The sequence below is a fragment of the Flintibacter faecis genome (assembly GCF_014287875.1).
GTDB classification, from domain to species: domain Bacteria; phylum Bacillota; class Clostridia; order Oscillospirales; family Oscillospiraceae; genus Lawsonibacter; species Lawsonibacter faecis_A.
This window is the reverse complement of record NZ_JACOPN010000001.1, coordinates 554,093-580,284: the sequence shown is the minus strand read 5'-3', so window position 1 is coordinate 580,284 and position 26,192 is coordinate 554,093. Positions and strand designations below refer to the sequence as shown.

24 protein-coding genes are annotated in these 26,192 nt (G+C 63.0%); 16 read left to right on the top strand and 8 right to left on the bottom strand.

The features are described 5' to 3' along the window. The 3 genes from H8S55_RS14610 to H8S55_RS02710 form a co-directional block, all read left to right on the top strand. Window positions 1-175, top strand: a 175-nt coding sequence (locus tag H8S55_RS14610; RefSeq protein WP_494545934.1) for a hypothetical protein, incomplete at its 5' end; no start/stop codon positions are given. Window positions 176-325: 150 nt separating this feature from the next. Continuing rightward, window positions 326-712: a C-GCAxxG-C-C family protein gene (locus tag H8S55_RS02715; protein ID WP_243200423.1), complete on the top strand. Its 387-nt coding sequence runs from the start codon at window positions 326-328 to the stop codon at window positions 710-712. Window positions 713-899: 187 nt separating this feature from the next. Further along, window positions 900-1,361 carry a hypothetical protein gene (locus H8S55_RS02710; RefSeq protein ID WP_186877702.1) on the top strand — a complete coding sequence of 154 codons (462 nt, stop codon included), beginning with the start codon at window positions 900-902 and terminating at the stop codon, window positions 1,359-1,361. Here H8S55_RS02710 and H8S55_RS02705 read toward each other — a convergent pair. After that, window positions 1,358-1,567, bottom strand: coding sequence for a hypothetical protein (locus H8S55_RS02705; protein ID WP_186877701.1), 210 nt, complete (start codon window positions 1,565-1,567; stop codon window positions 1,358-1,360). The genes H8S55_RS02710 and H8S55_RS02705 overlap by 4 nt on opposite strands. A gap of 459 nt (window positions 1,568-2,026) precedes the next feature. On the opposite strand from H8S55_RS02705, the gene H8S55_RS02700 reads away from it, so the two are divergent. The 5 genes from H8S55_RS02700 (at window position 2,027) to H8S55_RS02680 (ending at window position 7,353) form a co-directional block, all read left to right on the top strand. Further along, entirely contained in the window at window positions 2,027-3,235 is a 1,209-nt protein-coding gene (locus H8S55_RS02700; RefSeq protein WP_186877700.1) for a cation diffusion facilitator family transporter, read from the top strand. Between the two features lie 132 nt (window positions 3,236-3,367). Beyond that, window positions 3,368-4,060, top strand: a complete 693-nt coding sequence (locus H8S55_RS02695; protein WP_147562899.1) for a response regulator transcription factor — start codon at window positions 3,368-3,370, stop codon at window positions 4,058-4,060. A gap of 45 nt (window positions 4,061-4,105) precedes the next feature. Further along, complete coding sequence (locus H8S55_RS02690) at window positions 4,106-5,545, top strand: sensor histidine kinase (RefSeq protein ID WP_227146465.1); 1,440 nt, start codon at window positions 4,106-4,108, stop codon at window positions 5,543-5,545. A gap of 40 nt (window positions 5,546-5,585) precedes the next feature. Then, a complete protein-coding gene (locus H8S55_RS02685) occupies window positions 5,586-6,833 on the top strand; it encodes a S1C family serine protease (protein WP_186877699.1) in 1,248 nt (415 codons plus the stop codon). A gap of 31 nt (window positions 6,834-6,864) precedes the next feature. Beyond that, window positions 6,865-7,353, top strand: coding sequence for an NUDIX hydrolase (locus tag H8S55_RS02680; protein WP_186877698.1), 489 nt, complete (start codon window positions 6,865-6,867; stop codon window positions 7,351-7,353). Window positions 7,354-7,416: 63 nt separating this feature from the next. Here the strand turns inward: H8S55_RS02680 and H8S55_RS02675 are convergent, their stop codons facing one another. The 5 genes from H8S55_RS02675 to H8S55_RS02655 all read right to left on the bottom strand — a co-directional run bounded on the left by H8S55_RS02675 (window position 7,417) and on the right by H8S55_RS02655 (window position 13,939). Further along, window positions 7,417-9,285: an S-layer homology domain-containing protein gene (locus H8S55_RS02675; protein WP_186877697.1), complete on the bottom strand. Its 1,869-nt coding sequence runs from the start codon at window positions 9,283-9,285 to the stop codon at window positions 7,417-7,419. A 225-nt stretch (window positions 9,286-9,510) separates the two neighbouring features. After that, complete coding sequence (locus H8S55_RS02670) at window positions 9,511-10,761, bottom strand: ABC transporter permease (protein ID WP_186877696.1); 1,251 nt, start codon at window positions 10,759-10,761, stop codon at window positions 9,511-9,513. Next, window positions 10,758-11,498 (bottom strand): ABC transporter ATP-binding protein, encoded by a 741-nt coding sequence (locus H8S55_RS02665; protein ID WP_279287389.1) that lies wholly within the window; start codon window positions 11,496-11,498, stop codon window positions 10,758-10,760. Before H8S55_RS02665 ends, H8S55_RS02670 begins: the two co-directional genes overlap by 4 nt. A 4-nt stretch (window positions 11,499-11,502) precedes the next feature. Then, window positions 11,503-13,203 carry an efflux RND transporter periplasmic adaptor subunit gene (locus H8S55_RS02660; RefSeq protein ID WP_186877695.1) on the bottom strand — a complete coding sequence of 567 codons (1,701 nt, stop codon included), beginning with the start codon at window positions 13,201-13,203 and terminating at the stop codon, window positions 11,503-11,505. 151 nt (window positions 13,204-13,354) lie between these two features. Continuing rightward, a complete protein-coding gene (locus H8S55_RS02655) occupies window positions 13,355-13,939 on the bottom strand; it encodes a hypothetical protein (protein WP_186877694.1) in 585 nt (194 codons plus the stop codon). 253 nt (window positions 13,940-14,192) lie between these two features. Here H8S55_RS02655 and H8S55_RS02650 point away from each other — a divergent pair, with 253 nt between their 5' ends. The 4 genes from H8S55_RS02650 to H8S55_RS02635 all read left to right on the top strand — a co-directional run bounded on the left by H8S55_RS02650 (window position 14,193) and on the right by H8S55_RS02635 (window position 17,900). Further along, window positions 14,193-14,369: a hypothetical protein gene (locus tag H8S55_RS02650; protein WP_186877693.1), complete on the top strand. Its 177-nt coding sequence runs from the start codon at window positions 14,193-14,195 to the stop codon at window positions 14,367-14,369. Between the two features lie 161 nt (window positions 14,370-14,530). Then, window positions 14,531-15,601 carry an A/G-specific adenine glycosylase gene (gene mutY / locus H8S55_RS02645; RefSeq protein WP_186877692.1) on the top strand — a complete coding sequence of 357 codons (1,071 nt, stop codon included), beginning with the start codon at window positions 14,531-14,533 and terminating at the stop codon, window positions 15,599-15,601. Next, window positions 15,598-16,476, top strand: a complete 879-nt coding sequence (locus H8S55_RS02640) for a radical SAM protein (RefSeq protein WP_186877691.1) — start codon at window positions 15,598-15,600, stop codon at window positions 16,474-16,476. The genes mutY and H8S55_RS02640 overlap by 4 nt, the downstream gene beginning before the upstream one ends. 20 nt (window positions 16,477-16,496) lie before the next feature. Beyond that, window positions 16,497-17,900, top strand: coding sequence for a Sapep family Mn(2+)-dependent dipeptidase (locus H8S55_RS02635; RefSeq protein ID WP_186877690.1), 1,404 nt, complete (start codon window positions 16,497-16,499; stop codon window positions 17,898-17,900). Window positions 17,901-17,953: 53 nt separating this feature from the next. On the opposite strand, the gene H8S55_RS02630 is transcribed toward H8S55_RS02635, so the two are convergent. Beyond that, window positions 17,954-19,228, bottom strand: a complete 1,275-nt coding sequence (locus H8S55_RS02630; RefSeq protein ID WP_186877689.1) for an IS110 family RNA-guided transposase — start codon at window positions 19,226-19,228, stop codon at window positions 17,954-17,956. Between the two features lie 368 nt (window positions 19,229-19,596). Here H8S55_RS02630 and H8S55_RS02625 point away from each other — a divergent pair, with 368 nt between their 5' ends. Next, entirely contained in the window at window positions 19,597-20,610 is a 1,014-nt protein-coding gene (locus tag H8S55_RS02625) for an alpha-hydroxy-acid oxidizing protein (protein WP_186877688.1), read from the top strand. A gap of 111 nt (window positions 20,611-20,721) precedes the next feature. Further along, entirely contained in the window at window positions 20,722-22,035 is a 1,314-nt protein-coding gene (locus H8S55_RS02620; RefSeq protein ID WP_186877687.1) for an LCP family protein, read from the top strand. Window positions 22,036-22,099: 64 nt separating this feature from the next. On the opposite strand, the gene H8S55_RS02615 is transcribed toward H8S55_RS02620, so the two are convergent. Then, a complete protein-coding gene (locus H8S55_RS02615) occupies window positions 22,100-23,131 on the bottom strand; it encodes an SH3 domain-containing protein (protein ID WP_186877686.1) in 1,032 nt (343 codons plus the stop codon). Window positions 23,132-23,340: 209 nt separating this feature from the next. Here H8S55_RS02615 and H8S55_RS14440 point away from each other — a divergent pair, with 209 nt between their 5' ends. Together H8S55_RS14440 and mtaB are read left to right on the top strand one after the other, a co-directional pair. Next, window positions 23,341-24,792: an AAA family ATPase gene (locus H8S55_RS14440; RefSeq protein ID WP_186877685.1), complete on the top strand. Its 1,452-nt coding sequence runs from the start codon at window positions 23,341-23,343 to the stop codon at window positions 24,790-24,792. Continuing rightward, window positions 24,792-26,081, top strand: coding sequence for a tRNA (N(6)-L-threonylcarbamoyladenosine(37)-C(2))-methylthiotransferase MtaB (gene mtaB / locus H8S55_RS02605; protein ID WP_186877684.1), 1,290 nt, complete (start codon window positions 24,792-24,794; stop codon window positions 26,079-26,081). The genes H8S55_RS14440 and mtaB overlap by 1 nt, the downstream gene beginning before the upstream one ends. The last annotated feature ends 111 nt before the right edge of the window (window positions 26,082-26,192 follow it).

Here is a 26,192-nt window from a genome sequence, read left to right as displayed (position 1 = left end):
TTTCCTCAGCGAAGCCTTTCGCGGCAAGTATATAGCGGTCCGTGAATCCCATCTTCCGGGCCAGATCACCCTGCTTTTCCGGCAATTCCGAATCGGGCGTATTGACCTGGAAAAGCGGGCCTATACCATGAAGCGTATCTATCGTTTGGTAGATGACCCAAGAGAAAATGTGTAAACCATGTGCTTGCACAATCTGTAAACCATGTTGCTCTTGACAAGAGGTCCGCCCCTACAGAACGCTATCGGTGCCCGGTGTAGGGGCGGCCTTTGGCCGCCCGCATAAACAGATGCCTAAATCAACAACAAACGTGAGGAGGAAACATTTATGACCAACCACATGGAGACGGCCCGCCAGCTGCGGGCCAGAACGGACGTACATTTTAACTGCTGCCAGTCTGTGCTGGTGTCCTTTGCCGCCGACCTGGGGCTGACGGAGGAGCAGGCCTTCGCCCTGGGCAGCAACTTTGGGGCGGGGATGCGCATGGGCTCGGCCTGCGGGGCCCTCACCGGGGCGCTGATGGCCCTGGGGCTGATGGGCTGCGACGAGAAGAAAGCCGCCGAACTGCTGCGCCGGTTCCGCACCGACCACGGGGCCACCGACTGCGCCACCCTGCTGCGGGCCTCCAAAGACCGGGGCGAGGAGAAAAAGGCCCACTGCGACGGACTGGTCTATGAGATGGTCCAGGCGGTGGAGGAGCTGACGGGGGAGTGACCTTCAATCGTCTCCTGTCATTGCAAGAAGGCCCGAAGGGCCGACGCGGCGATCCGTGACTCCCGTCCCTTGGCCCCATGTTAATAGAAACTTTATCAAGAATTCATGTAAGAAACACACCCGCTTCTGCGTTTATATAACAGGAGAATAAAAATCCGGTCATAACATGCGTAAGGAGATGTGTTTTATGCGAAAGCGTATTTTTGCGTTAGCAGTTTTGGTTGTATTGGTCGTGCTGGGTGCCATATATCTTTTCTCTTCCGGGCACAGCGAAATTCAAACCTACACCGATCAAGATCATGGCTTCTGCGTCGATCTGATGAAGGATCAATTTATGATCGAGACAACATCCAATGATGAAGGAGCGGAAATATCGTTCCTGGATAAAAATATCCAAAGCAAATATCCAGAATGGACAGGCACGGTATTCACCATTTTCGTATATGACAGAGATGTTGTCGAAGAAAATCCGTTTGATGTTTTGGATGGACCGACCTATTTGGGGGAGAGCGACCGTTTCTATTATGGGGTCTATTTCCCCACAGATGTGAACTATCCGCCGGAGGAACCGGAAGCGGCAGAGCACTACGAAGAGCTAAGCGAATTTGCCCGTGACCGTGCTGCACAGAGTTTTTCTATATTGCCTTAAAGCATTCCCTCGCAACGCCGGCAAAACGGCAAACGGCCCTGACCGGGATGGTCAGGGCCGTTTGCCTGTGTGTGTTTGTAAAGGAGAGAGAGTAATAGGAGAAAAATCTTCATTCTTTCTGGGGACGCGTATAGAATACCGGATAATTGCGGCAGAATCGTGACGGCGGCATGAATTTTTTGTGAACATTGCAGAATCTTTTCCACTGTGGCCCCCTTGTGAAAGGGGGCTGGCATCGCCGCAGGCGATGACTGAGGGATTCCGTTTCCAAGATAGCTTTCCTGTGGTCGGAATCCTTCCGTCACGGGCTGCGCCCGTGCCACCTCCCTTTGACAAGGGAGGCTGATGGACGCAGAAACGAACTGCTTGGCGCAAGACGACAGAAAGCCCTGACCGGGGTAGGGTCAGGGCCTTCTGCCTGTGTGTGTTTGAAAAAAGGAGAGGGAGAAAAAAGAGGTAGGTTCTTTTGTTTGGTACAAGTACACTATAAAATATAATTGCGGCAAAATCGTGACCTTCCCGCGAACTTTTTGTGAATAAAACGATGCACGCCGCCATTGACCCACTGACCCAGAAACTTTCTTGACGGACCTTCCCATTGTATGGGATAATACAAGGCGTGCAGCGGGGCATTTTGACCCCCTCTCACAGAAAGGGAGGCGCACATGCTGAAAAAATTGATTGGCCTTTGTCTCCGGGGCGGGGACCCCAAGGACCCGGATGTCCGCCGCCGCTGCGGAGCCATCTCCGGCGGCATGGGCATCGGCCTGAATCTGCTGCTGTTTGCCGGAAAACTGCTGGCGGGCATTTTGTCCGGTTCGGTGGCTATGGTGGCCGACGCGGTGAACAACCTGTCTGACGCGGCCACCTCGGTGGTCACCTTGGTGGGCTTTCGGCTGGCGGGGCAGCAGGCCGATGCTGACCACCCCTTCGGCCACGGACGCATCGAATACATCACCGGCCTGCTGGTGTCCCTGGCGGTGCTGCTTATGGGGGTGGAGATCGGCAGGTCGTCTGTCGAGGCCCTGCTCCGGCCCCAGAGCGTGCAGATGAGCCTGCTGACCCTGGTCATCCTGGCGGCGGCCATCCTCATCAAGCTGTGGATCTTCGTCTTCAACCGGGCCCTGGGCCGGGCCATCGACTCCCAGGCCATGGCGGCTACGGCGGCGGATGCCCTGTCCGACATGGCCTCCACCGGGGCGGTGCTGCTGTCTGCGGTGATCGGTCAGTGGACCCGGCTGCCCATCGACGGGGCGGCGGGCCTTCTGGTGGCGGTGCTGATCCTGAAAACGGGGTGGGAGGCCGCCCAGGCCACCCTGGCCCCCCTGCTGGGCCGGCCCATGGACCCGGAGCTGGCCGCCGACATCGACCGCATTGTTCTGGACCACGACAAGATCCTGGGTATCCACGACCTGGTCTATCACGACTATGGCCCGGGCCGGGCTATGATGTCCTTCCACGCGGAGGTGCCCGCAGATGAGAATCTGCTGGAGATCCACGACATCATCGACCACATCGAGCGGGAGCTGAAGGCCCGCCACGGCATCGACACAGTGATCCACATGGACCCGGTGGTGTGCGATGCGCGCACCGCCAAGCTGCGCTCACAGGTGGAGCAGGTGGTCCATGACCTGGACCCCGCCCTGTCCATCCACGACTTCCGCATGACCCCCGGCCCCATCCACACCAACCTGATCTTCGACATCGAGGTGCCCTATGGCTTCCGCCTGACGGACCGGCAGGTGTCCACCGAGGTGGCCTGGCAGCTGAAAAAGCTCTCCCCCCGGTATTACCCGGTGATCCAGATCGACCACCCCTATATCAAGTCCCCCGACCCGGAGCAGCCCAGGGCCATCTGGCGGGGCCGGGACTGATTTTTACAAATTATTCACCCAAGCGCCCCGGTTCGTGTTACAATAAACAGAGTATATGATCTGTTCCTCCCGGAGCCCCGGGAGTTCCCATCTGCCTGAAAAAATGACAAACGAGAAATGGAGGAGACCTTCATGGCGAAGAAAGTCTTGATCGTAGAGGACGACGGCAACATCGCCGAGCTGCTGCACCTCTATCTGGAGAAGGAGGGGTTTGAGACCCAGGTGGCCGGCGACGGCGGCAAGGGGGTGGAGCTGTTCCGCTCCTTCCAGCCCGACCTGGTCCTGCTGGACATCATGCTGCCGGTGATGGACGGCTGGGCCGTGCTGAAGAAGATCCGGGAGCACGATAAGACCCCCGTCATCATGCTCACCGCCAAGGGCGAGACCGAGGACAAGGTCACCGGCCTGGAGGGGGGCGCAGACGACTATATCGTCAAGCCCTTTGAGATGAAGGAGGTCCTGGCCCGCATCCACGCCGTCCTCCGCCGCACCGGCGGGGAGGAGGAGCAGACGGAGAAAAAGCTGACCTTTGACAAGCTGGTCATCAACCTGGACTCCTATGAGCTGCTGGTGGACGGCAAGCGGGTGGACACGCCCCCCAAGGAGCTGGAGCTGCTCTATCACCTGGCCTCCGCCCCCAACCGGGTGTTTACCCGGAACCAGCTGCTGGACGAGGTGTGGGGCTTTGACTACTTCGGTGACAGCCGCACGGTAGACGTTCACATCAAGCGCCTGCGGGAGAAGCTGGAGGGCATCAGCGACCAGTGGCGGCTGAAGACCGTGTGGGGCGTGGGCTATAAGTTCGAGGTGGGCGGCGGGACCTGATCCCGCACCCACGGACCCGATCCTTAACACCAGGAGGCGATCCCCATGCGATCCCTTTATAAACGCCAGCTGACCATGATGGTGGGGGTGATGGTGCTGTCCTTCACCCTGCTGTCCACTGCCTTCATGCTGCTGTCCTATCGGTATATCATCTCGGAAAAGCGGGATGCCATGGCCCGCAACGCCAGCTATATTGCCACGTTCACCGCGTCCTATTACCAGCAGTATGACAGCATCCAGGACAAAATTTACAGCAACTATGTGGCCTCCATCGCCCGCATCTCCGACTCCTATGTCATCGTCACCACCCCCGGCGGGGAGATCATCTATGCCACCGACGGGGACCACCTCTATGACTATAAAAATACCTGTCTGCCCAAGGCCGTGGTGGACCAGGTGCTCCACGACGGGGACTACACCGGCATGACCAATCTGGACGGCATCTATCCCGAGCGGCGCTATATGGCCGCCCTGCCCGTGTCCGCCATGACTTTGTCCGGGCGGACGGTGGTGGAGGGGCTGGTACTGGTATCGGCGGATGCCTCCAGCCTGGCGGAGATGTGGTCGGCCATGGCCACCATTTTCTTCTTCTCCGCCGTGGTGGTGCTCATCATCTCCGTCATCGCCAGTACCATCACCTCCGCCCATCAGGCCCGGCCCCTGAACGAGATGGCCGAGGCCGCCCGAAAGTTTGGCCGGGGGGAGTTCGACGTGCGGGTCACCGGCTATGAGGGCCGATGCGACGAGATCAGCACCCTGGCTGAGTCCTTCAACACCATGGCAAGCTCCCTGGCCAAGGTGGAGAGTCAGCGGTCGGATTTCATCGCCAATGTGTCCCACGAGCTGAAGACCCCCATGACTACCATCTCCGGCTTTGCCGAGGGCATTCTGGACGGGACCATCCCCCCGGAGCGGGAGCGGGAGTCGCTGCAGATCATCGTGTCCGAGACCCGGCGGCTGTCCCGGCTGGTGCGGCGGATGCTGGACCTGTCCCGGCTGAACGCCCTGGCAGAGGACACCGTGACCGCGCAGGAGCAGTTTGACCTGACGGAGGTGGTCAGCCAGGTGCTCATCAGCCTGGAGACCAAGATCACTGGCCGAAAGCTGGACGTGGACGTGCAGATGCCAGACGGCAAGCTGATGGTGTGGGGCGACCCGGACTCCATCACCCAGGTGTGCTATAACCTGGTGGACAACGCCGCCAAGTTCGCCCCGGAGGGCAGCACCATCACCGTGCAGATATCCAAAAAGGACGGCAAGGCCTATACCACTGTGCAGAATCTGGGGGCGACGATCCCCCCCGACGAGCTGCCCCTGCTCTTTGACCGTTTCCACAAGGCGGACTACTCCCGCTCCATGGACCGGGAGGGCGTGGGCCTGGGGCTGTATATCGTCAAGACCATTTTGAATAAACTGAAGGAGAACATCAACGTCACCAGCGAGGACGGCGTGACCCGGTTCACCTTTACCCTCACCCTGGCCTGACGGCCGAAAAAGAAACAACAGCCGAAAGGAGGTGCGCGCCTTGGACGAACGAAACAACGACCTGTGGCAGGGCGGCCCCTGGGAGCGCTCCGATCCCCGGGGCAGCATGCCCGGAGCCATGCCGCCCCGGTATGTCCCGCCCCGCCCGGTGCTCCGCCCCCGGCGGCGGAAGCGGCGGTTCTCTCTGCCTGTCTGCATGGGCCTGGCCGCCCTGCTCGTCTCCCTGGTGGCCATCGGTGCTGTGATGGACTCCCTGTGGCCGGTGCAGCTGCTGCCAGGGGGAGACGAGGACTACGCCTATCGCCAGCCGGGCCGTGATGAGGAGAAGCTGGACACCACGCCTCCCGCCATTCCCCGGGCCGAAACGGGCACCGGCGTGACGGTGGAGCTGTGCCCGGACAGCGGGGAGAGCCTGACCTACACCCAGATCTATGACAAGAACCTGCCCTCCATGGTGTCTATCCAGGCGGAGGACGCCAAGAGCTATTCCACCGGCACCGGCGTGGTCCTCACTGCCGACGGCTATCTCATCACCAACGCCCATGTGGTGGCCGGGGCGGACAAGGTCCAGGTGGCCTGTGCAGACAACCGGGTGCTGGATGCCGCCCTGGTGGGCTTTGATGCCCGGGAGGACCTGGCCGTGCTGAAGGTGGAGGCCGACGACCTGACCCCGGCGGAGTTTGGGGACTCCTTCGCCCTGCGCTGCGGCGACCCGGTGGCCGCCATCGGGGACCCCCTGGGCTATCGCTCCACCATCACCGACGGCATCGTCTCCGCCCTGGACCGGGACGTGGAGGTGGACGGAACGTCCATGGTGCTGATCCAGACCAGCGCCGCCATCAACATGGGCAACTCCGGCGGGGCCCTCATCAACCAATATGGCCAGGTGGTGGGCATCACCACCGTGAAGATCGTCACCGACGACGGCTCTGCGGAGTCGCTGGGCTTTGCCATCCCCTCCCGCCGGGTGAAGTATGTGGCCGACACCCTCATCGCCGGAAAGCAGGTCCGCCGGGGCATCTTCGGCTTCACTGTGCTCACGAGAACGGCCCAGGGGGGCGGCCTGACCCTGGACAGCGTGGACAAGACCAGCGATGCCTATGCCAAGGGCCTGCGCGCCGGGGACGTGCTCACCGCCGCCGACGGCCAGAGCCTGAACGCGGTGGAGGACCTGGTGCGCTTAAAGCAGTCCATGGGGGCGGGGGACACCGTGTCCCTCACCTATGTGCGCAGCGGGCAGAGCCGCACCGTGTCCGTGACCCTCATCGACCCGGACGAACAGACCTAAAGACAGAAAACGCAGGAGGAGACCGAAAGCCATGGCATATGACGTAAAGTCGGTGAACACCACATTGTGCTATCTCCGCCGGGGAGAGGACTATCTCATGCTCCACCGGGTGAAAAAGCAGAACGATGTGAACCAGGACAAGTGGATCGGTGTGGGGGGCAAGTTCGAGGCGGACGAGAGCCCGGAGGACTGCCTGCTGCGGGAGGTCCGGGAGGAGACCGGCCTGAATCTGACCCGCTATCAGTACCGGGGCATCGTCACCTTTGTCTCCCAGCGGTGGGTGACGGAGTACATGCACCTGTTCACCGCCGACGGCTGGACCGGGGAGATCGGGGAGTGCAGCGAGGGCGTGCTGGAGTGGGTCCCCCGCGCCCGCCTGCTGGAGCTGCCCCACTGGGAGGGGGACGCCATCTTCCTGGAGCTGCTGGGGCAGGACGTGCCCTTCTTCTCCCTGAAGCTGTGCTATGACAAGGATGACCAGCTGCTGGAGGCCGTGCTGAACGGCGAAAAAATCCGATAAATCCGATAGAGAAACACAGTGCGGGCCGCCGGGTAAAAACTCCCCGGCGGCCCGCGTTTTATATTATCCCTGTTGCTCTGCCGCAGTGATGACCCGGATGCGGCCCCCCTGCTCGTCCGGGCGGTCGTACCAGGCGGTCAGATCGTCGCTCTGCCCCAGCTGGGCCAGGGTGATCTTGTAATAGGCCCCGTTTTTCACCCGGTACACGGCCACATTGTCCGCCAGGGTATAGGTCTTGCCCCCGGCTCGGAGGGTGCTGCCCTCCACCGTGCCGCCCCGCAAAGCGGTGAGGGAGTACAGTCCCGCCGGGGCGCTGGGGTCGCCCTTGCACCGCACGCCGCCCACGCCGTCCACCGGCAGACGGGTGGAGGACAGGGGGATGGACCCCGCCGTGCCGCCGACGTCATAGTCATAGCCCTTCATGCTGCCGTCCTTGGAGGAGGAGATACGGGTGACCACGCCATAGGCGTACATATCCCCGGTGGCATCCTTCAGTACCAGGCGGTCGATCTCCCCTGCACCGTTCAAGTGGTAATAGGACACGTTCCCCTCGTTAAGGCTCATCCCCGCCAGGCGCTGGGGGTAGACGCGCACGGCGGCGCTGCCGCTCACGTCCAATATCTCCACGTCGCCGGCGAAGGGATAGCGGCCCAAGCGGGCGGCGGAGCGGTCCACCGACCCGGACAGGGAGGCGGCGGTCAGGGGTCGCAGCGTCACCCTGTCGGCGACGGCCTCCGCCTGGACCAGACTCCCGGCAGACAGCCCGGCCTGGTTCTCATAGCGATAGGTCTGGCCGTCGGTGGCCAGGACCACGGCGGTGCGGGAGGTGTACGTGCCCCCCTTGCCGTCGGAATACTGGGCGCGCTCGATGGCCGTCACCACGCCGATGCGCTGGCTGGTATAGGCGGCGGAGCCGGTGCCCGAGGGGGTACCCGTCACGGCGGCCACCGCCCCGTTCCGGCCCAGCAGCAGGGTCACCGTGTCTCCCAGGCGATACTCCCCCAGGTCGGACAGGGCATAGGCCGCGGCGGCGCTCTCGATCTGACAGGTGCGGCCCGCCACCGTCACGGCGGTGGGACTGTCCGAATTCTGAACGGCCTGGATGGTCCCGGTGACCCGGTCACTGTAGGCCCAGATGGCGTTCATGGCCCGGTTCCAATAGATCACGTCCCCGTCCTTCACCGTGGACAGGGCGGACAGCTTCCCCTGGCGATAGACCAGGGCCCCGGACGCGTCCATGGGCAGCCGGTCTCTCCAGCCCCCGCTGACCACCAGGGGGCCCTCCATGGCATCGCTGACCAGGGCGACTAAGTCGATCTCCCCAGCGGCGTTTCGCTTGTGGCCCAGGGTCTCCAGATAGACGGCCCCGCTTTTATTTTTGGCGGTCATCAGGTTATAGAAGAGATACATGGCATCCCGCCGGGTCATGGGGCTGGCGGCGCTCTGGGCGGTGACGCCCCGGTCCAGCTTCAGGCTGTGGTACTGGGCCAGCTGGCCGGTGGGATAGGCCCCGGTGAAGTCGTCGGGGCCATAGTTCAGCAGCCGCAGGGCGATGGTCACCCCCTCGGCCAGGGTGATGGTGCTGGAGGGGCGAAAGCGTCCGTCGGAATAGCCGGACACCAGCCCGGCGGCCACCCCCGCCTCCACATAGCCCGCCGCCCAGTGGCTCCAGGGCACGTCGGGATAGGGGGAGGAGGCAGCCTGGCCGATCTGGCGGCCCATGGCCTTCAGGGCCATGGTGACAAACTCCGCCCGGGTGACGGAGCGGGACAGGTCCATAGACCCGGTGCGGTCCCCCACCATGATCCCCAGGGCGTTCACCGTCTGGATGGCCTGGTCCTCCGAGGCCGCGGCACCGGCTGCACCCACCGGCAGGACCAAGGAGAGAGACAGCACCCCGGCCAGGGCCAGGGAGAAAAGTCGGTTTTTCATAGGAAGTGCTCCTTTCAGAAGAGATCATATCTGCGGGCGGCCAAAGGCCGCTGGCCCTCTCCGCCCAGTGTACGCACTGGGCACCTCCCCCAAAGGGGGAGGCAAGTAAGACGAGGAACGGATTGCCACGTCGGGCGTTGCCCTCCTCGCAATGACAGGGCTGGGAACTTGGCTCCCCCTGTGGGGGAGCTGGCACGGCGATAGCCGTGACTGAGAGGGCCGTCCTCAATCATATCTCAACGCATCGATGGGATTCAGCTTTGCCGCCTTATTGGCTGGCAGATATCCAAACAACACGCCGATGCCCACGGACACGCCGAAGCTGACGGCCACGGCCATGGGGGTGGGAGTGGCAGAGAAGGTGATGCCGCCCCCCATACTCTGGGCCAGAGTCCCGCCTAGAACAGAGCCGATGCCGCTGGCGACTAAACAACCCAGGCCGATGCCCAGCAGGCCGCCGGCGGCGGAGGTGGTGCCCGCCTCGATGATGAACTGCCACCGGATGTCCCGTCGTTTGGCCCCCAGGGATTTGCGGATGCCGATCTCCCGGGTGCGCTCGGTGACGGAGACCAGCATGATGTTCATAATGCCGATGCCCCCCACCAGCAGACTGATGGCGGCGATGGCTACCAGCACGGACATGGCCACCCCCATCATGGCGTTGATCTGCTGCACCTGCTCCAGCATGGTGGTGATCATATACTGGTTATATTCCGCGTCCGGGTCGGGGAACTTCTGCACCATCAGATCCACCAACAGGGCCCGGGCCTGCTCCACCGTGTCCCGGCTGCGGGCGGTCATCTGGTAGAGAGAGACAAAGCCGCTGCCGGACAGCTGCATGGCGTTTTCATAGGGGACATAGGCCAGGTCGTCCCAGCCCCCCTCCTCCATGGTGGTCTGGGACTGGGCCATCACCCCCACAACCGTATAGGGTACGCCGCCAATGAGCAGCTCCCGGCCCAGGGCATCCCCCTGAAAGGCTTCCCGCTCCACATATGCCCCGATGACGCACACGTTTTTCCGCTGCTGCACGTCTACATACTGCAAAAACCGCCCTTTGCCCAGGGCATCCCCGTCCAAGGTGGTGCCCGTCTCCGGGCGGTACATGGCCTCGCTCACCCCGGTGATGGTCGTCTTTTTCAGCTGGGTGTCCCCCCGGCGCACCCCCGTCCCGGCGCTGACCCAGGGGGTCACGCCGCTGAACACGTCCGGGTTGGCCTCCACCAGGCCGTATATCTCCTGTGGGGTCACGTTGCCGGTGGTGCCGTCCCCCATGCCCCAGGTATAGGCCATGATCTGGGTCACACCCAGCTTCTCCACCCGCTGCTCCACCATGCGCGTCAGGCCGTTGCCCAGGGAGATGATGATAATGACGGCGGCCACGCCGATGATAATGCCCAGCATAGTGAGAAAGGCCCGCATTTTGCTGGTGCGCAGGGATTTCAGGGCCAGCTTGAAATATTGAGTGACGTTCACGGCGCGGCCCCCTCTCTGCTCTCGTCGGGCTGGACCACCGCCCGGGGATCGCGGGCGTCCCCGTCATAGATGATGTGCCCGTCCTGCAAACGGACGATGCGCTTGGCCTTTACGGCGATGGAGTTGTCGTGGGTGATGAGGACCACCGTGTTCCCCTCGTCGTTGAGCTGCTGGAGAAAGTGCAGCACCTCCCGCCCGGTACGGGAGTCCAGCGCCCCCGTTGGCTCGTCGGCCAGGATGACGGAGGGGTCCCCCGCCAGGGCCCGGGCAATGGACACCCGCTGCTGCTGGCCGCCGGAGAGCTGGGCGGGCAGATGCCGCCCCTTGTCCCCCAGGCCCACCCGCTCCAAGGACCGTTTGGCCCGGCGGCGGCGCTCCTCCGGGGCCACCCCGGCATACAGCAGGGGCAACTCCACGTTCTCCTCCACGGTGAGCTTGGGGATCAGGTTATACTGCTGGAAGATAAAGCCCAGCATTTTGTTTCGGATGTCCGCCTGTTGGTCGTCCCCCATGGTGGACACGTCCACGCCCCCCAGGCGATAGGTACCCGAGGTAGGGACATCCAGACAGCCGATGATGTTCATGGCGGTGGACTTGCCCGAGCCGGACTGGCCCACAATGGCCACGAACTCCCCCCGGTCAATGGTCAGGCTGACCCCGTCCAGGGCGTGGACCGTCTCCTCCCCCATGGGGTAAATTTTATAGATGTCCCTCAGTTCGATCAGGTGCTCTGCCATAGGCTCAGCCCTCCCCGCCGGAGCCGGCCATGGCCGCGCTGCCGTCTGGCTGGATCTGGACCTGGTCCTGGCCCTGGTCGGGCACCAGCACCGTCTCCCCCTGGGACAGGCCGGACAAGATCTGCACATAACTGTCGTCGCTGGCTCCCAGCGCCACCTGGCGTTCCTCTGTCTTGGTGGGGTCAAGCACCGTGGTCCCGTCTTCGGCCAGAGCGCCCGGCGCGGCCACCAGCAGCTTGTTCCCCCGGCTCACCGCCCCCACGGGGACGCACAGGGCGTTCTCCACCGACTGGCCGATGATCTTGGCGGACACGTTCATGCCCGGCCGCAGCCCCTGCCGGGCCAGCTCCGTCCCGTCTCCATCCAGGCGGACAGTGATGGGATAGGTGGTAAAGCCGTTGGTCGTCGTCCCGTTGATATTCACTTTGTCCACTGTGCCGGTGAAGGTCTGGCCGGACAAGGCCTGGGTGGTGATCTCCACCTGCTGGCCCACGGCCACCTTATTGATATCCAGCTCGTTCACCGCCATGCGGAAAGTGAGCTGGGACATGTCATACAGGGTGGCCAGGGTGCCGTTGGCGGCGGACAGAGCCTCGGACTCGATCTTGTCACCGGCCTTAAAGCTCTTCTCCACCACCGTGCCCGAGATCGGCGCGGTGATGGTGTAGTTGTTCAGGGCATCCTGGGCGCTCTGCAGGCTCAGGCGGGCGTTCTCTAAGGTGATGGCGGCGTTCTCCAAAGCGCTGGAGGCAGTGGAACCGCCCAGCACAGCCAGGGCATCCCCGGCGGCCACCCGGCTCCCCGCCGTCACCAGCACCTCAGTCACCTCGCCGCTGGTCTGGGCGGTGATGGTCTGGCGGGAGTTGGCCTGGAGCTTGCCCCCGGCGGCACAGGCGATGTCCCCCACCCGGGCGGTGGCGCTCTGGTCCGGGGACAGGGCACCGGGGTTGTGCAGCCGCAGCTTCACCTGGCGCACCAGGCTCCCGCCGTTGCCTACTAAATCGGCGGTGGACACCGACTCTACCGTGGCGCTCAGGGTCTCCATGGTCCCGCTCAGGGTGACCGTGGCGTTCTGGCCCAGGGTCAGGCGGGCCGCGTCGGTGGACTGAAAGGGCAGGGTGAGGGTCATCACCGACAGGTCCGCGATGTCCGCGATGGGCGTTCCTGCTGACACCTGGTCCCCCTGCTGGACGTGGACCTGCTGCACCACTCCCGCCAGACTGGCGGCGGGGTGCTGGGCGGCGGCCAGGTCTTGATAGGCCAGCTGGGCCTGACGCACGTTCAGCTGGGCCTGATCCAGAGCGGTCTGGGCCGCGCCCGGGTCCACCCGATAGAGCAGGGCCCCCTTCTCCACCCGGTCTCCCTCGGCAAAGGGGGCCTCTAAAATTTCTCCCGTCACCAGGGCTCCCACTTTGTAAGAGTCGGCGGGGGTCACCGTCCCCGTGCCCGACACAGAGACCACGATGTCCCGCATGGTCACCGGCGCGGCGGTATAGCTGGCCTGGAGGTCCGGCCCCTCGCCCCCTGGACGGAGAAACATCCAATACACCGCCCCCGCCGCCAGGGCCAGGGCGATGAGCCGCTTTACGGGCGGCTTCTTTTTCAACTTGGGAAATTTGATCCGCCCCTTCTTCTTAGGGCCCTCCCCCGGCTGGGCGGCCGGGAGGTCAGACTGTTCTTGCAGCAGCTCCTGTGCAGATGCCATATGCTCTTCTCCTTTTGCTGTGACGCTTGATGTATTGCACAGCATAGCAGAGAAGTTTTAGCGCCGGACAAAGAAAGTATTAAGATTTGTTTAAGATTGGGCGGGGACAAAAAATGGGCCGCCAAATGGGCGGCCCGCAGGTCGATGGATGTTACTCGGCAGTCAGTCTCTCCAGCCCCTGTACCGCCTCCGTCACCCGGGCGATGGCGGCGGTCAAATCGTCGCCCTCCGTCCGGTTTTCGATGCAGTGGGCCAGGGAGCTTTCTTCTCCCCGGTCACAGCACCCGGCCAGGGTCTGGAGGGTGTCCCGCAGCTGGGTCACTTCCTCGTCCGACAGCCGGGAGAGGGGCAGTTCGTCCAGCTTACAGGTGAGGGTGGCGGTGACCAGCTGTTTCACCGCCTTTTTCAGGGTATCCTGCCCCTGAAAAATGGCGTTGACCTGGTTATAGATGATCTGGTCCTGGGCCATGACGTTCACGCCCCGGCAGAAGCCCTGGAACCGGGCCTCCGCAGTGTCCCGCTCCTCCGACGACAGATAGTCGTCTGCTAACCGGGCCGCCTGGAAATATACGTCGTTCTGCCGGTCCAGGCGCGCCCACACGGAGTAAGCCAAAAGATCCAGGGGGACGTCCTCCTCTGTCCGGCTCTCCCCCCGACCGGCGCACCCGGCCAGGGCGCACAGGGCCAGCAGAGATGCGGCGGCAAGAAATAAAGCTGCTAACCGTCTTTTCTTCATGGGGAACCTCCTGTCTGAACGAAATCGGGCGGATATCTTTCCTCAAGACGATTTTACCGGAACTTTTACGAAAAAACAAGCCGTCTTTTTGGCGGCTTGCCTTGGCGTTACACCAGCATCACCAGCGTTCCCCCCACCAGCAGGACTAGGCCTAAGGCAGAGCGGCGGGGCAATGGGCGTAGGGGCCGCCGTCCCCGGCGGCCCGGTCGTGTGAATACAGTATAGCACAGTCCCGATGCAGGGGCTTAAAATTTTGAAAACCAGCAGAGGGCATCCGGTCGGATGCCCTCTGCTGGTTGTTCTGGAAGGATGGATGAAAAATGAAAAAGGAATAGTTAAAACAAAAGCTTTTTCAGTTCGGCTTGAGCTGGCCGGCCTTGTTAAATATTTAACTTTTGTTTCTGTTAAGAATTTACCACGGCGGACTTAAAAAAACCATTCCCAAATGTACTATGGCTTATATAAGTGTTTGGTTATAGGGAGAATAAAATCCAACGGGTTCCCCCGGGTTCAGACCGCCCTGCCGTTGACCGCAGGCGGTTCCCGGCGTATAATAACGGGGAAATTCCCCGAAACAGGAGGACCCCCATTTTGACGCAACTGGAACAACTGCCCATCCCCCTGCTGCTGTGGTATCGGGACAACGCCCGGGTGCTGCCCTGGCGCAGCGCCCCCACCCCCTATGGGGTGTGGGTGTCCGAGATCATGCTGCAGCAGACCCGGGTGGCGGCGGTGCTGGACTACTACCGCCGCTTTCTCGAAGCCGCCCCCGACCCGGCGGCTCTGGCCGCCCTGCCCGAGGACCGGCTGATGAAGCTGTGGCAGGGGCTGGGCTATTACAGCCGGGCCCGGAACCTGCAAAAGGCCGCCCGGCAGATCATGGACGACTTCGGCGGGGCGTTCCCCAGCACCTACGAGGACATCCACTCCCTGGCCGGGGTGGGGGACTACACCGCCGGGGCCATCGCCTCCATCGCCTTTGGCCTGCCCGTGCCTGCGGTGGACGGCAACGTGCTGCGGGTCACCGCCCGCATCACCGGGGACGAGGGGGACATCACCTCCCCCGCCATGAAAAAGAAGGTGACGGCGGCCCTGGCCGAGATCATCCCCGTGGATGCCCCGGGGGCGTTCAACCAGGCCATGATGGAGCTGGGGGCCACCGTCTGTCTGCCCAACGGGGCCCCCCAGTGCCACCGCTGCCCCGCCGCCTTTCTGTGCCGGGCCCATCGGGAGGGGACCACCGGCCGCATTCCGGTGAAGGCCCCAAAAAAGCCACGCCGGGTGGAGGAGCGGAGGGTCTATCTCCTGTTTCATAAAAACGCCGTGGCCCTCCGCCGCCGAAGCGCCCGGGGACTGCTGGCCGGGCTGTGGGAGTATCCCAACGCCCCGGCGGACGAGCCTGACTTTTTAAATGAACTGGGCCTTGCGCCCCAGGGGCTGACCCTGGCCGCCGTGGGCAAGCACATCTTCACCCACATCGAGTGGCACCTCACCGCCCTGGCGGGGGAGCTGCCCGGGGACGAGCTGCCCCCGGGGTGGGTGTGGGCCGAGCTGAGCCAGCTGCGGGAAATTTATGCCCTGCCCAACGCCTTTCAGTTTGCCGCCCCGGCGGTGGAGCGGCGGCTGGTAAAGACAGAGTCGGAAGGAGGGACCGCCATATGATCTGCCGCCTGTGCCCCAGAAACTGCGCTGCGCTGCGCACCGAGACCCAGGGGGCGGGCCTGTGCCGGATGCCGGAGGGGCCGGTGGTGGCCCGGGCCGCCCTGCACATGTGGGAGGAACCGCCCATCTCGGGCAGCCGGGGGTCCGGGACCATCTTTTTCTCCGGCTGCTCCCTGGGCTGCGTCTTCTGCCAGAACGAGAAGATCAGCCACCGGGACTTCGGCCGCCCCATTCCCCTGGAGCGCCTGGCGGATATCTGCCGGGAGCTCATCGCCCAGGGGGCCCACAACTTGAACTTCGTCAACCCCACCCACTATGCCCATGTGATCGCCCGGCTGCTGGCGGAGCACCCTATGCCCGTGCCCACGGTGTGGAACTCCGGGGGCTATGACCGGGTGGAGACGCTGCGGGGGCTGGAGGGGAAGATACAGATCTATCTCCCCGACCTGAAATACTTAGACCCCGCCGTCTCCGCCAAATACTCCGCCGCCGCCGACTATCCCCAGGCGGCCCGGGCGGCCATTGAGGAGATGGTCCGCCAGACGGGGCCCTGCCGATATGACGAAAACGGCCTGCTGGTCCGGGGGACGGTGATCCGCCACCTGATCCTCCCCGGCCAGGTGAACGGGGCCAAGGCGGTGATGGACTATGTGGCCGGGACCTTCCCGCCCCACACGGTGCTCTTCTCCCTGATGAGCCAATACACCCCCTGGGGGGACCTGTGTCAGACACCGGAGCTGGACCGCCGCCTGCGCCGGGGGGAGATGACCGCCGCCGCCGACTATATGCGCAACCTGGGGCTGGACGGCTTTTGTCAGGAGCGCACCTCCGCCAAGGAGGAGTACACCCCGCCCTTTGATTTGACGGGGGTATAAATGGGAAGGAGGGCATATCTATGACCGACCGTGAATCATTAGACCTGTTTTTTGACCGCCGCCGGGCCGCCATGGTGGAGGACATCCGCGCTTTGGTCCGCGTGGACAGCGTGAAGGGGGAGGCGTATCCCGGTGCGCCCTTCGGCTCTGGCCCCGCCGCCGCTTTGGACACCGCTCTGGCCCTGGCCCGGCGGGAGGGGTTCTCCGCCCGGAATGTGGACGGCTATGTGGGGGTGGTGGACTTTAACGGCGCACCCACAGAATTGGGTATTCTGGCCCATCTGGACGTGATGCCCCGGGGCACGGGCTGGACCTATCCCCCCTTCGACGTGACGGAGCACGAGGGCAGGCTTTATGGCCGGGGCACGGCGGACGACAAGGGCCCCGCTGTGGCCGCCCTGTACGCCATGATGGCGGTGAAGGCCATCCGGCCAGAGCTTGCGAAAAACGTCCGTCTGATCCTGGGCACCGACGAGGAGTGCGGCAGCGCGGACATCGCCTATTACTTTGCCAGGGAGGCCCCGCCGCCCCATGTATTCTCCCCCGACGGGGACTTCCCCGTCATCAACATCGAGAAGGGCCGCTTCGCTCCGGTGTTTCGGGGACGCTGGCCCCGGCAGAAGGAGGGGGCCCGGGTGCTGTCCGTGGTAGGCGGACAGCGGCACAACGCCGTGCCCCAGCAGGCCCGGGCCACCGTGGCCGGGCTGTCCCCCGCCAAGCTGGCCCCGGTGATAAGGCAGGTGGAGCGGGACACGGGGGTGGAGTTCCAGCTGGGGCGGACTCCGGAAGGCCTGACCCTGTACGCCCTGGGGACGGGGGCCCACGGGGCCCAGCCGGAGCGGGGCAACAACGCCCTCACCGCCCTGCTGTCTGCCCTGGCTGCGCTGCCGCTGGAGGACGGCCCCTCCGCCCGGACCATCCGGGGGCTGGCCGGCCTGTTTCCCCACGGGGACACCCAGGGGAAAGCCCTGGAGCTGGCCTGCGCCGACGAGATCTCCGGCCCCCTCACCCTGAATTTCAGCGTGCTGGAGCTGGACCAGATGGGCTTCTCCGCACAGTTCGACTGCCGCTTCCCCCTGTGTGCCCAAGAGGAGGCGCTGCTGTCCCGCCTGTCCGCCGCGCTCTCTCCCCTGGGGGCGGAGGTGACAGACCCCGGCCTGGTGCCGCCCCACTGCGTGCCCGAGGACGACCCCTTCGTCCAGACCCTGCTGGGGGTCTATCGAGACTACACCGGCCAGAGCGCCCGGTGCCTGGCCATCGGCGGGGGCACCTATGTCCACGACATCCCCGGCGGCGTGGCTTTCGGCTGTGCCATGCCCGGCGTGGACAACCGGATGCACGAACCGGACGAATTCGCCATCCTGGATGATCTGGTGTTGAGCGCAAAGATGTTTGCCCAGGTCATTCTGGATGTGTGCGGGTGAACCTGGTTTCACCTTCCCCATCCCAGGGGGCAGATGAGACCAACTATGAAAAGTCAAGCGGCAAGAGATGAATAATTAGGAATAAACGATGAATGATTTTTCAAGAGAGCAAAGACGAGGCGCACAAGTTTTTTCGCAACGTGCGAGCAGACCACATTGAAATGCTTTCCTTCGGCTCGCTTTTTGCTGGCGTATGCGGCAAAGGTTTGGTCGCGGAGGATGATACAGCGAGCGGCTTGGCCGAAGGCCCAGCGCAGATAGTGGGAGCCGTGCTTAACCATCCTTCCCGGGGCTGAGACGGATTTTCCGGAGCAGGTAATACTCGGCTCCAGACCGGCAAAGGAGAGCAGCTTGGCCGGAGAAGAAAAGCGGAAAATATCCCCGATCTCTCCCAAAATTGTAGCACCCAGGACAGTTCCAATGCCCGGAATGGTAGTGATGGGCGAGTCCATCTGCGCCAGGATCGTCCGCAGAGTGGCTTCACAGCGGCAGATATGGAAAGAAAGCTGCGTGATCTGTTCCAAATAGATCTGAAGCTGCAATTCCAGTGCAATGGAGGAGTTTCCCACCGAATGTACGGCCAGCGCGTGAAGCAGCTCTGCCTTCTCCAGGCCCAGTTGTCCTCTGGATGTCGTCCGGAGCAGGTCCGCCAGCTGTGGAACAGGGTACGCTGCAATGCGTTGGGCGGAAGGACACAGGGGCAAAATCGTCCGGGCAGTGGTTCCGAATACATCGGAAAATACCTGCGTCAACTCCGGAAACACCTGTGCCAGTACGCCCTTGGCCTGCGTTTTGCACTTGGAACGCTGCTGCACCAAAGAAAAACGCAATCTGCTTAGTGACTTTAGCTCGGAAATATGGTAAGATACGTCATGGTCGGGCTGAGAATTGTCCCACGTGAGGTATTGCGCCAAGAATTTGGCGTCCGCTTTATCTGTTTTTGTTTTTCTTAGAGTGGTTGCTTGAATGCTCTTATTGATGAGCAGAGGATTAAACGTGTAGGTTTTATATCCATTACGCCTAAGAAACTGGACCAGATTGCTGCCGTACACGCCGGTATTCTCCAGCCCGATCTTTATTTCCTCTGTAGGAGCAAGCTTGGTCAATGTTTTTTTCAGGAACTCAAACCCTTCTGCGTCATTGCGAAACACAAACTGCTTCAGCACCTGGCGTTCTTCCGTCATAATACAGCAGTCGTGCTTTTCCGCTGCGATGTCCAGACCGACATAAAACATGGTGATGTCTCCTTTTCTTTCTAGCACCGGCCCCACAGCTAGCTTGAGCAGTAACCTTGCCAGTAATAAAACGTCCAGCGTTAACCAACTCATTAACCGTTCTTCAAACTGCTGTGGCCGTAGCCTCATCCGACCAGTCCTTTCGGCTGTATGGGTGGCTGCCAGTCCACAGTGCTTGCCTTTAGTATACATCACTATTCACTTTGTGCGGTCTTGCTTATTATACAAGGGTGGGCCTCGTGGGTGCGGTGGTCATCGACGGGCGGACACAGAGGTCCGCCCCTACACCGACTTACGATGGCTCTTGTAGGGGCCGACCTCCGCGTCGGCCCACTCGACAACCGATGCACCCACGTTACTCCCCCTCATCCGTCATGGGCTGCGCCCATGCCACCTTCTCCCCTGCGGGGCGAAGGCTGAAACTCATCTCTCCTAACTCATCACTCAAAGGAAGTGTTACGATGACTTATCAGGAAGTATTGGCCAACGCCCGTACCTGCAGCGGGCCCTATTGCAAGGTGTGCCCGGTGTGCAACGGCCGGGCCTGCAAAAACACCATGCCAGGCCCGGGCTCCAAGGGGACGGGGACGGTGGCCGCCCGGAACTATGATGCCTGGCAGGACGTGCTGCTGAACATGGACACCATCTGCGAGAACGGGGCTGTGGACACCCGGTTCACCCTGTTCGGCCAGACCTATGACCTGCCTGTGTTCGCCGGGCCCGTGGGGGCGGTAAAGCTGCACTACGGGGACAAGTTCACCGACCAGGAGTACAACGGCATTCTGGTCCCCGCCTGCGCCCAGGCGGGCATCGCCGCCTTCACCGGCGACGGAGTCGACCCCGGGGTGTTTGCCGCCGCCTCCAAGGCCATCGGGGGGAACGGCGGCCGGGGCATCCCCACGGTAAAGCCCTGGGACCGGGACACCCTGTTTGCCAAGCTGGACGCCGCCAAGGCCTCCGGCGCCAAAGTGTTCGCCATGGACATCGACGCTGCCGGACTGCCCTTCTTAAAGGGACTCAATCCCCCCGCCGGCCCCAAGACGGTGGCCGAGCTGCGGGAGATCATCGAGTACGCCGGGGTGCCCTTTATCATCAAGGGCATCATGACCCCCGCCGGGGCCCGCAAGGCCCTGGAGGCCGGGGCGGCGGGCATCGTGGTGTCCAACCACGGGGGCCGGGTGCAGGACGGCGTGCCCGCCACGGCCCAGGTGCTGCCCGCCATCGCCCACGCGGTGAAGGGCAAGATGACCATCCTGGTGGACGGGGGCATCCGCTCCGGTCTGGACGTGCTGCGGGCCCTGGCCCTGGGGGCGGACGCCTGCATTCTGGCCCGGCCCTATGTCACCGCCGTGTACGGCGGCGGGGCAGAGGGGGTGCGGCTGCTCACCGAAAAGCTGAAGGCCGAGCTGACCGACGCTATGGCCATGTGCGGGGTGCACAGCCTGTCCCAGATCACCCACGCCCTGGTCTTTTAAGGGCCCGTTCTTCCCCTTTCGACAAAACTTTTAAAATTTTTATAAAATTCCGCCCGCCCCCCTTGCCGGGGCGGGCGGAAAACGCTATACTGGGAAAGCAGTTTCGTATTTATGGAAACCAACGGGGAGGGGAACGACCTGGAAGAGAGATATATCAGCGTCCACAGGGGCGGCAAGCGCCAGGCCCCTCCGGCCAGAAAGCCCCAGGGCCGCCCCCGCCGGGATCATGTTGACTACGACGATGAGTTTTACGACGATCCGTATTATGATGACTACGACCGGGGCGGTTACGGCGGCTATGATGACGACGACTACGACTACGACTATGACCCGCCCCCCCGGAAAAAATCCGGGCACTCCGGGCACGGTTCCGGGCATGCCCCCGCCCATAAAAAGCACTCGGTCAAGCGCCACCGCTCCCCGCTGGGGCGGCTGTGCAGCTGGCTCTATCGGCTGATCGTTGTCCTGTCGGCCATAATCGTGGTGGGCTATGGAACGGCCAAATTCGCCATCCGGCCCCCGGAGGTGCCGCCCGCCCCCGACCAGAGCACAGCAGTGCCGGATGTCAGCGCAGACACCTCCTCCGGTTCCGATGTCTCTGTCCCAGCAGACCCCAGCGCCCTGGTCCGCCGGGAGGGGGTATACAACATCCTGCTGGCGGGCACCGACCGGGACGGCTTCCGCACGGACACCATGATGGTGTTCAGCTATGACGTGCCCAACCAAAAGGTGGGCGTGGTCTCCGTTCCCCGGGACACCATTGTGAACCGGGGTTCCGGGAAAAACCCCAAGCTGGTCTACGGTGCCGGCGGGGTGGAACGGCGGATGAAAGAAATTTCTGAAATTCTGGGCGTCCCCGTGGACCACTACATCAAGGTGAATTTAAAGGGCTTTATCGCCCTGGTGGACTATATGGGCGGGGTGGACTTTGATGTCCCCTGCAACATGAGCTATGACGACCCCTATCAGAACCTGTCCATCCACTTTAAAAAGGGCATGCAGCACTTGAATGGCCAGCAGGCCATGGAGGTGGCCCGGTTCCGCAAGAACAACGACGGCTCCGGCTATACCGACGTGGGCCGCACCCAGGCCCAGCAGGACATTCTGGTGGCTCTGGCGAAAAAAGCTCTGGCCTGGAACAGCCTGACCAAGCTCAACGGTTTTGTGGATATCTTCAACAAATATGTGGACACCGACTTGTCCACGACGGAGATGCTCTATTTCGCCTCTCAGGCCATTCACATCGACCCGTCCTCTGACGTGGAGACCTGCACCCTTCAGGGCAACGGCGAGGCCCACTACCGGGGCTTCTCCTATTGCTATGCCCTGGACCCCACCTCCACCCTGGAGGCGGTGAACCGTTTGGTCAATCCCTATACCCGAGAACTGACCCTGGAGGACATGAACCTGCTTCAGGGCAGCTGAGCGCATCCCTGTCATAAAAATTCCCCGGACCTGTGAACGCAGGTCCGGGGAATTTTGCTTTGGGTTACTTCATCTGCAGATAGGCGCTGGCCACATAACCGGTCTTGCCGTTGCCGTAGTTGACCTTGGTCCAGTCGCCGGACTGCTCCAGGATGACCACGGTGGAGCCGTTCTCCGCGCTGGCCACCACATCATACTGGGAGCCGGGGCCGGAGCGGATATTCAGTCCGTCGCCGGCGTTGACGATGATGGCCTCTTTATTGGCCGTCAGGGTGCCGGTGGAGCTGGGGACGGTGACGCTGGGAGTGGTGGTTCCGGGGGTAGTGGTGGTGCTGCCGCCGGTGGAGCTGTTGTCGCCGGTGGAGCTGTTGTCGCCGGGGGTGGTGACCGTCCCGGGGGCGGGGGTGGAGCCGCCCCGGCAGTAGACGATACACTCCGCCGTCTTGTCCCCGGCGGCGGCGGTGATGGTGACCTTCAGCAGGCTGTCGCCGCTGTTCACGTTGGTCACGGTGCCCTCCTCGTCCACGATGGCCACAGAGGTGTCACTGCTGCTCCACTTCACGGCCACGTCGGCTGGGTCGGTGGTGGCGGTGATGGGATAGGGCTCGTTGGCCTGGAGGGTGAACTCCGTCCGGCTCAGGGTGATGGAGTTCACCGGCACGGTGGGCTCCTCCTGGGCGGAGGAGGAACTGCCGTCGATGGGAGTGAGGGAGGTGTCTCCCTGGCTGGAGCTGATCCCGCCGGGGTCGGTGCCGCCCTGGTTGTGGAAAATCAGGGGGCTGACGTAAGTAAAGACGATGAACACCGCCGCGGCGATGATGGCCAGGGAGATGACCAGGCCCACCAGCTGTACCGGGTGGCGGCCACTGTGCCCCACGCCGGGGCGGCCGGGGCGCTCGTCGCAGAAGGGGCAGCGCTTATAGGTGACGGAATAGTCCTCGCCGCACTTTTCGCAGCGGATCACGTCGTTGCGGATGAGGGGCTGCCGCTTGCGGGGGGCCTGGGTGTTCTGCATATGATTACTCCGGGACGGGGCCTTCTCCGCCGCGCCGTCCGGCTTAGCCAGTCGTCTGGAGGGGGCTTTTTTCTCTGCCATGGTTTTGATTCCTCCGTTTAGTAATTCAGTCTTTCAGACCATACAGCTTTATTGTACAAGGATTTTACATCCCCGTCAACGAATTCCCCGGAGATATAACAGAATATTCACATTTTATGTCACCCCGTCCCCGGCGTTGTCCTTGACCCTGCCCGTCTTTCCCTTTATAATGGTACAATAATGTTGCCACAAGAGAGGAGTGGGGTGCCGTGCAGACGCTTACCCCGGAGGAGCTTCATCAGCAATATGCGCAGACGGTGGCCGCCTATGGGGCGCTGCTTCCAGAGCCCGCTCTGCGGGTGGCCTTTGCCCATCAGGTGGACGGCTATTTCCGTCAGTATCTTCTGGCCTTGTGGAAGGCCGGGGGGGAGAGCGTGGAGCAGCACCAGGTGGACATTTATAACGCCGTCTGGTCCCGGGCCGATTCCGCCCCCGCCGCCCTCTATTGGGAGGTGGCCACCGGCGTGGCCCGGGCCGGGGACTTCTGTCCCCCCGCCTTCTTTGCCGACCTGCGGTCCTATGACCGGCAGCACGCCACCAGCCTGTCCCGACGCTTTGCCGACCAGCTCACCCTGCTCCTGCTGCTGTTTGCCTCCGCCGACGGCGGGGTGAGCGAGGAGGAGGCGGGCTATGTAAACGCCTGCAGCGACGCTCTGCTGGAGCAGTGCTGCCTGGACGGCATCCGGCCCGACAGCCCCGGGGTGAACGCCGGGGACTATGTCTCCCGCCGCACCTCCGGCAAGTCCGCCCCCCAGGCCCCGGCCGCTCCCCAAAAGCAGACCCGGGAACCGACCCAGGACCAGACGCAAACTCAGAAACAGCCCGAGGAGGAGCCCCTGCCCTCCCTGGACGAGCTGCTCTCCCAGCTGGACGGCCTGTGCGGCCTGGACCAGGTGAAGAAGGACGTGAAGAGCCTGATCAACCTGGTGAAGGTGCGAAAGCTGCGCCAGCAGGCCGACCTGCCCGTGCCCCCCATGTCCCTGCACCTGGTCTTTCTGGGCAACCCGGGCACGGGCAAGACCACCGTGGCCCGGCTGCTGGCCCAGATCTATCGGGCGGTGGGGGTGCTCAGCAAGGGGCAGCTGGTGGAGGTGGACCGCTCCGGCCTGGTGGCCGGCTATGTGGGCCAGACGGCCCTGAAGACCCAGGAGGCGGTGCAAAAGGCCCTGGGCGGCGTGCTGTTCATCGACGAGGCCTATGCCCTGGTCAACCAGGACAGCGCCAACGACTTCGGCCGGGAGGCCATCGAGGTCCTGCTGAAAAATATGGAGGACCACCGGGACGACCTTATCGTCATCGTGGCGGGCTATACCGATCTGATGGAGAAATTTATCCACGCCAACCCGGGATTGGAGTCCCGCTTCAACAAATACTTCTATTTTGAGGACTACACCGCCCCCCAGCTGCTGGAGATTTTCCGGTCCATGTGTACCCGGGGCGGCTATACCCTATCCGCTGAGGGAGAGGGGGCGGCCCGGAAGCTGCTGGACCAGCTGTATGAGGACCGGGACGAGAATTTCGGCAACGCCCGGGACGTGCGCAACCTGTTTGAAAAGGCGGTCACCCGCCAGTCTGACCGGGTGGCCCTGCTGGAATCTCCCACCCGGGAGCAGCTGATGGAGCTGCTGCCCCAGGACATCGACGAACCGGAGGAACCCTGATGAAAATTGCCTTTTACACCCTGGGCTGCAAAGTGAACCAGTATGAGACCCAGGCCATGGAGCAGATGATGACCGCCCGGGGGCACGAATTGGTGCCCTTCGAGGGGGAGGCGGACGCCTACGTCATCAACACCTGCTCCGTCACGGCGGTGAGCGACAAAAAGTCCCGCCAGATGATCCGCCGGGCCCGCAAGGCCGCCCCGGATGCCATTCTGGCCGTGTGCGGCTGCTACGCCCAGACCCACCCGGAGGATATGGCAGACCTGTCCATCGACCTGGTGGCGGGCACCGGGGACCGGACGGGGTTTGCCGACCTGCTGGAACAGACCTGGCGGGAGCGCCAGCCCATCACCGCCCTGGATAACGCCATGGGCCGCCGTCTGTTCGAGGTCCTGCCCGCCGGGGGGCTGGAGGGCCGCACCCGTGCCATGCTCAAGGTGGAGGACGGCTGCGTGAACTTCTGCACCTATTGCATCATCCCCTATGCCCGGGGGCCCATCCGCTCCCTCCCTCTGGAAGAGGCCAAGGTCCAGGCCGCCCAGCTGGCGGCCCAGGGCTATCGGGAGCTGGTGCTCACCGGCATTGAGATCTCCTCCTGGGGCCGGGAGTGGAAGGACGGCTCCTCCCTCATCGACCTCATCGAGGCCGTGTGCCAGGCCGCCCCGGACTGCCGCATCCGCCTGGGGTCCTTAGAGCCCCGGACCATCACCCACGAGTTCTGCCGCCGGGCCGTGGAGCTTAATAACCTGTGCCCCCACTTCCACCTGTCCATGCAGAGCGGCTGCGACACGGTGCTGCAGCGGATGAACCGGAAATATGACACCGCCCGGTATTATGAGAGCGTCCGGCTTTTGAACCAGTATTTTCACTGTCCCGCCATCACCACCGACCTGATCGTGGGCTTCCCCGGGGAGACGGAGGAGGAGTTTGTCCAGACCCTGGACTTTATCCAGAAGTGCGCCTTCTCCTCCATGCACATCTTCCCCTATTCCAAACGCCCGGGCACCCCGGCGGCCCAGCGCCCCGACCAGATTTTAAACCAGGTGAAGGAGGAGCGGGCCCACCGGGCCGCCGCCGTGGCGGAGGCGATGGAGCAGCGCTATCTCAGCCGGTGGCCGGGGGAGACGGTCTCCGTCCTGTTCGAGGAGCAGCGGGACGGGGCGTGGCACGGCTATACCACCCGGTATGTCCCCGTCTGTGTGGAGAGCGCAGAAAATCTCCACAACTGCCTGCGGGATGTGCATATTTTGTCGGCGGAGCACGGAACCCTCCGGGGGGAATTGGCGTAACTTTTGTTTTTTCTCCACAAACCAGAGAATTTTGTGGAAAAGATGTGGCGCGGCCCCGTCCCCGGTGTTATAATGGGGGCCGTGAAATGACCAAACAGGGGCGACCGGCCC

What these genes read in the sequence shown, in the direction of transcription:
- H8S55_RS02715 (WP_243200423.1), top strand. Translation starts at nt 326, where the DNA reads ATGACCAACCACATGGAGACGGCCCGCCAGCTGCGGGCCAGAACGGAC.
- H8S55_RS02710 (WP_186877702.1), top strand. Translation starts at nt 900, where the DNA reads ATGCGAAAGCGTATTTTTGCGTTAGCAGTTTTGGTTGTATTGGTCGTG.
- H8S55_RS02700 (WP_186877700.1), top strand. Translation starts at nt 2,027, where the DNA reads ATGCTGAAAAAATTGATTGGCCTTTGTCTCCGGGGCGGGGACCCCAAG.
- H8S55_RS02695 (WP_147562899.1), top strand. Translation starts at nt 3,368, where the DNA reads ATGGCGAAGAAAGTCTTGATCGTAGAGGACGACGGCAACATCGCCGAG.
- H8S55_RS02690 (WP_227146465.1), top strand. Translation starts at nt 4,106, where the DNA reads ATGCGATCCCTTTATAAACGCCAGCTGACCATGATGGTGGGGGTGATG.
- H8S55_RS02680 (WP_186877698.1), top strand. Translation starts at nt 6,865, where the DNA reads ATGGCATATGACGTAAAGTCGGTGAACACCACATTGTGCTATCTCCGC.
- H8S55_RS02675 (WP_186877697.1), bottom strand. Translation starts at nt 9,285, where the DNA reads ATGAAAAACCGACTTTTCTCCCTGGCCCTGGCCGGGGTGCTGTCTCTC.
- H8S55_RS02665 (WP_279287389.1), bottom strand. Translation starts at nt 11,498, where the DNA reads ATGGCAGAGCACCTGATCGAACTGAGGGACATCTATAAAATTTACCCC.
- H8S55_RS02660 (WP_186877695.1), bottom strand. Translation starts at nt 13,203, where the DNA reads ATGGCATCTGCACAGGAGCTGCTGCAAGAACAGTCTGACCTCCCGGCC.
- H8S55_RS02655 (WP_186877694.1), bottom strand. Translation starts at nt 13,939, where the DNA reads ATGAAGAAAAGACGGTTAGCAGCTTTATTTCTTGCCGCCGCATCTCTG.
- H8S55_RS02640 (WP_186877691.1), top strand. Translation starts at nt 15,598, where the DNA reads ATGATCTGCCGCCTGTGCCCCAGAAACTGCGCTGCGCTGCGCACCGAG.
- H8S55_RS02635 (WP_186877690.1), top strand. Translation starts at nt 16,497, where the DNA reads ATGACCGACCGTGAATCATTAGACCTGTTTTTTGACCGCCGCCGGGCC.
- H8S55_RS02630 (WP_186877689.1), bottom strand. Translation starts at nt 19,228, where the DNA reads ATGAGTTGGTTAACGCTGGACGTTTTATTACTGGCAAGGTTACTGCTC.
- H8S55_RS02625 (WP_186877688.1), top strand. Translation starts at nt 19,597, where the DNA reads ATGACTTATCAGGAAGTATTGGCCAACGCCCGTACCTGCAGCGGGCCC.
- H8S55_RS02620 (WP_186877687.1), top strand. Translation starts at nt 20,722, where the DNA reads ATGGAAACCAACGGGGAGGGGAACGACCTGGAAGAGAGATATATCAGC.
- H8S55_RS02615 (WP_186877686.1), bottom strand. Translation starts at nt 23,131, where the DNA reads ATGGCAGAGAAAAAAGCCCCCTCCAGACGACTGGCTAAGCCGGACGGC.
- mtaB (WP_186877684.1), top strand. Translation starts at nt 24,792, where the DNA reads ATGAAAATTGCCTTTTACACCCTGGGCTGCAAAGTGAACCAGTATGAG.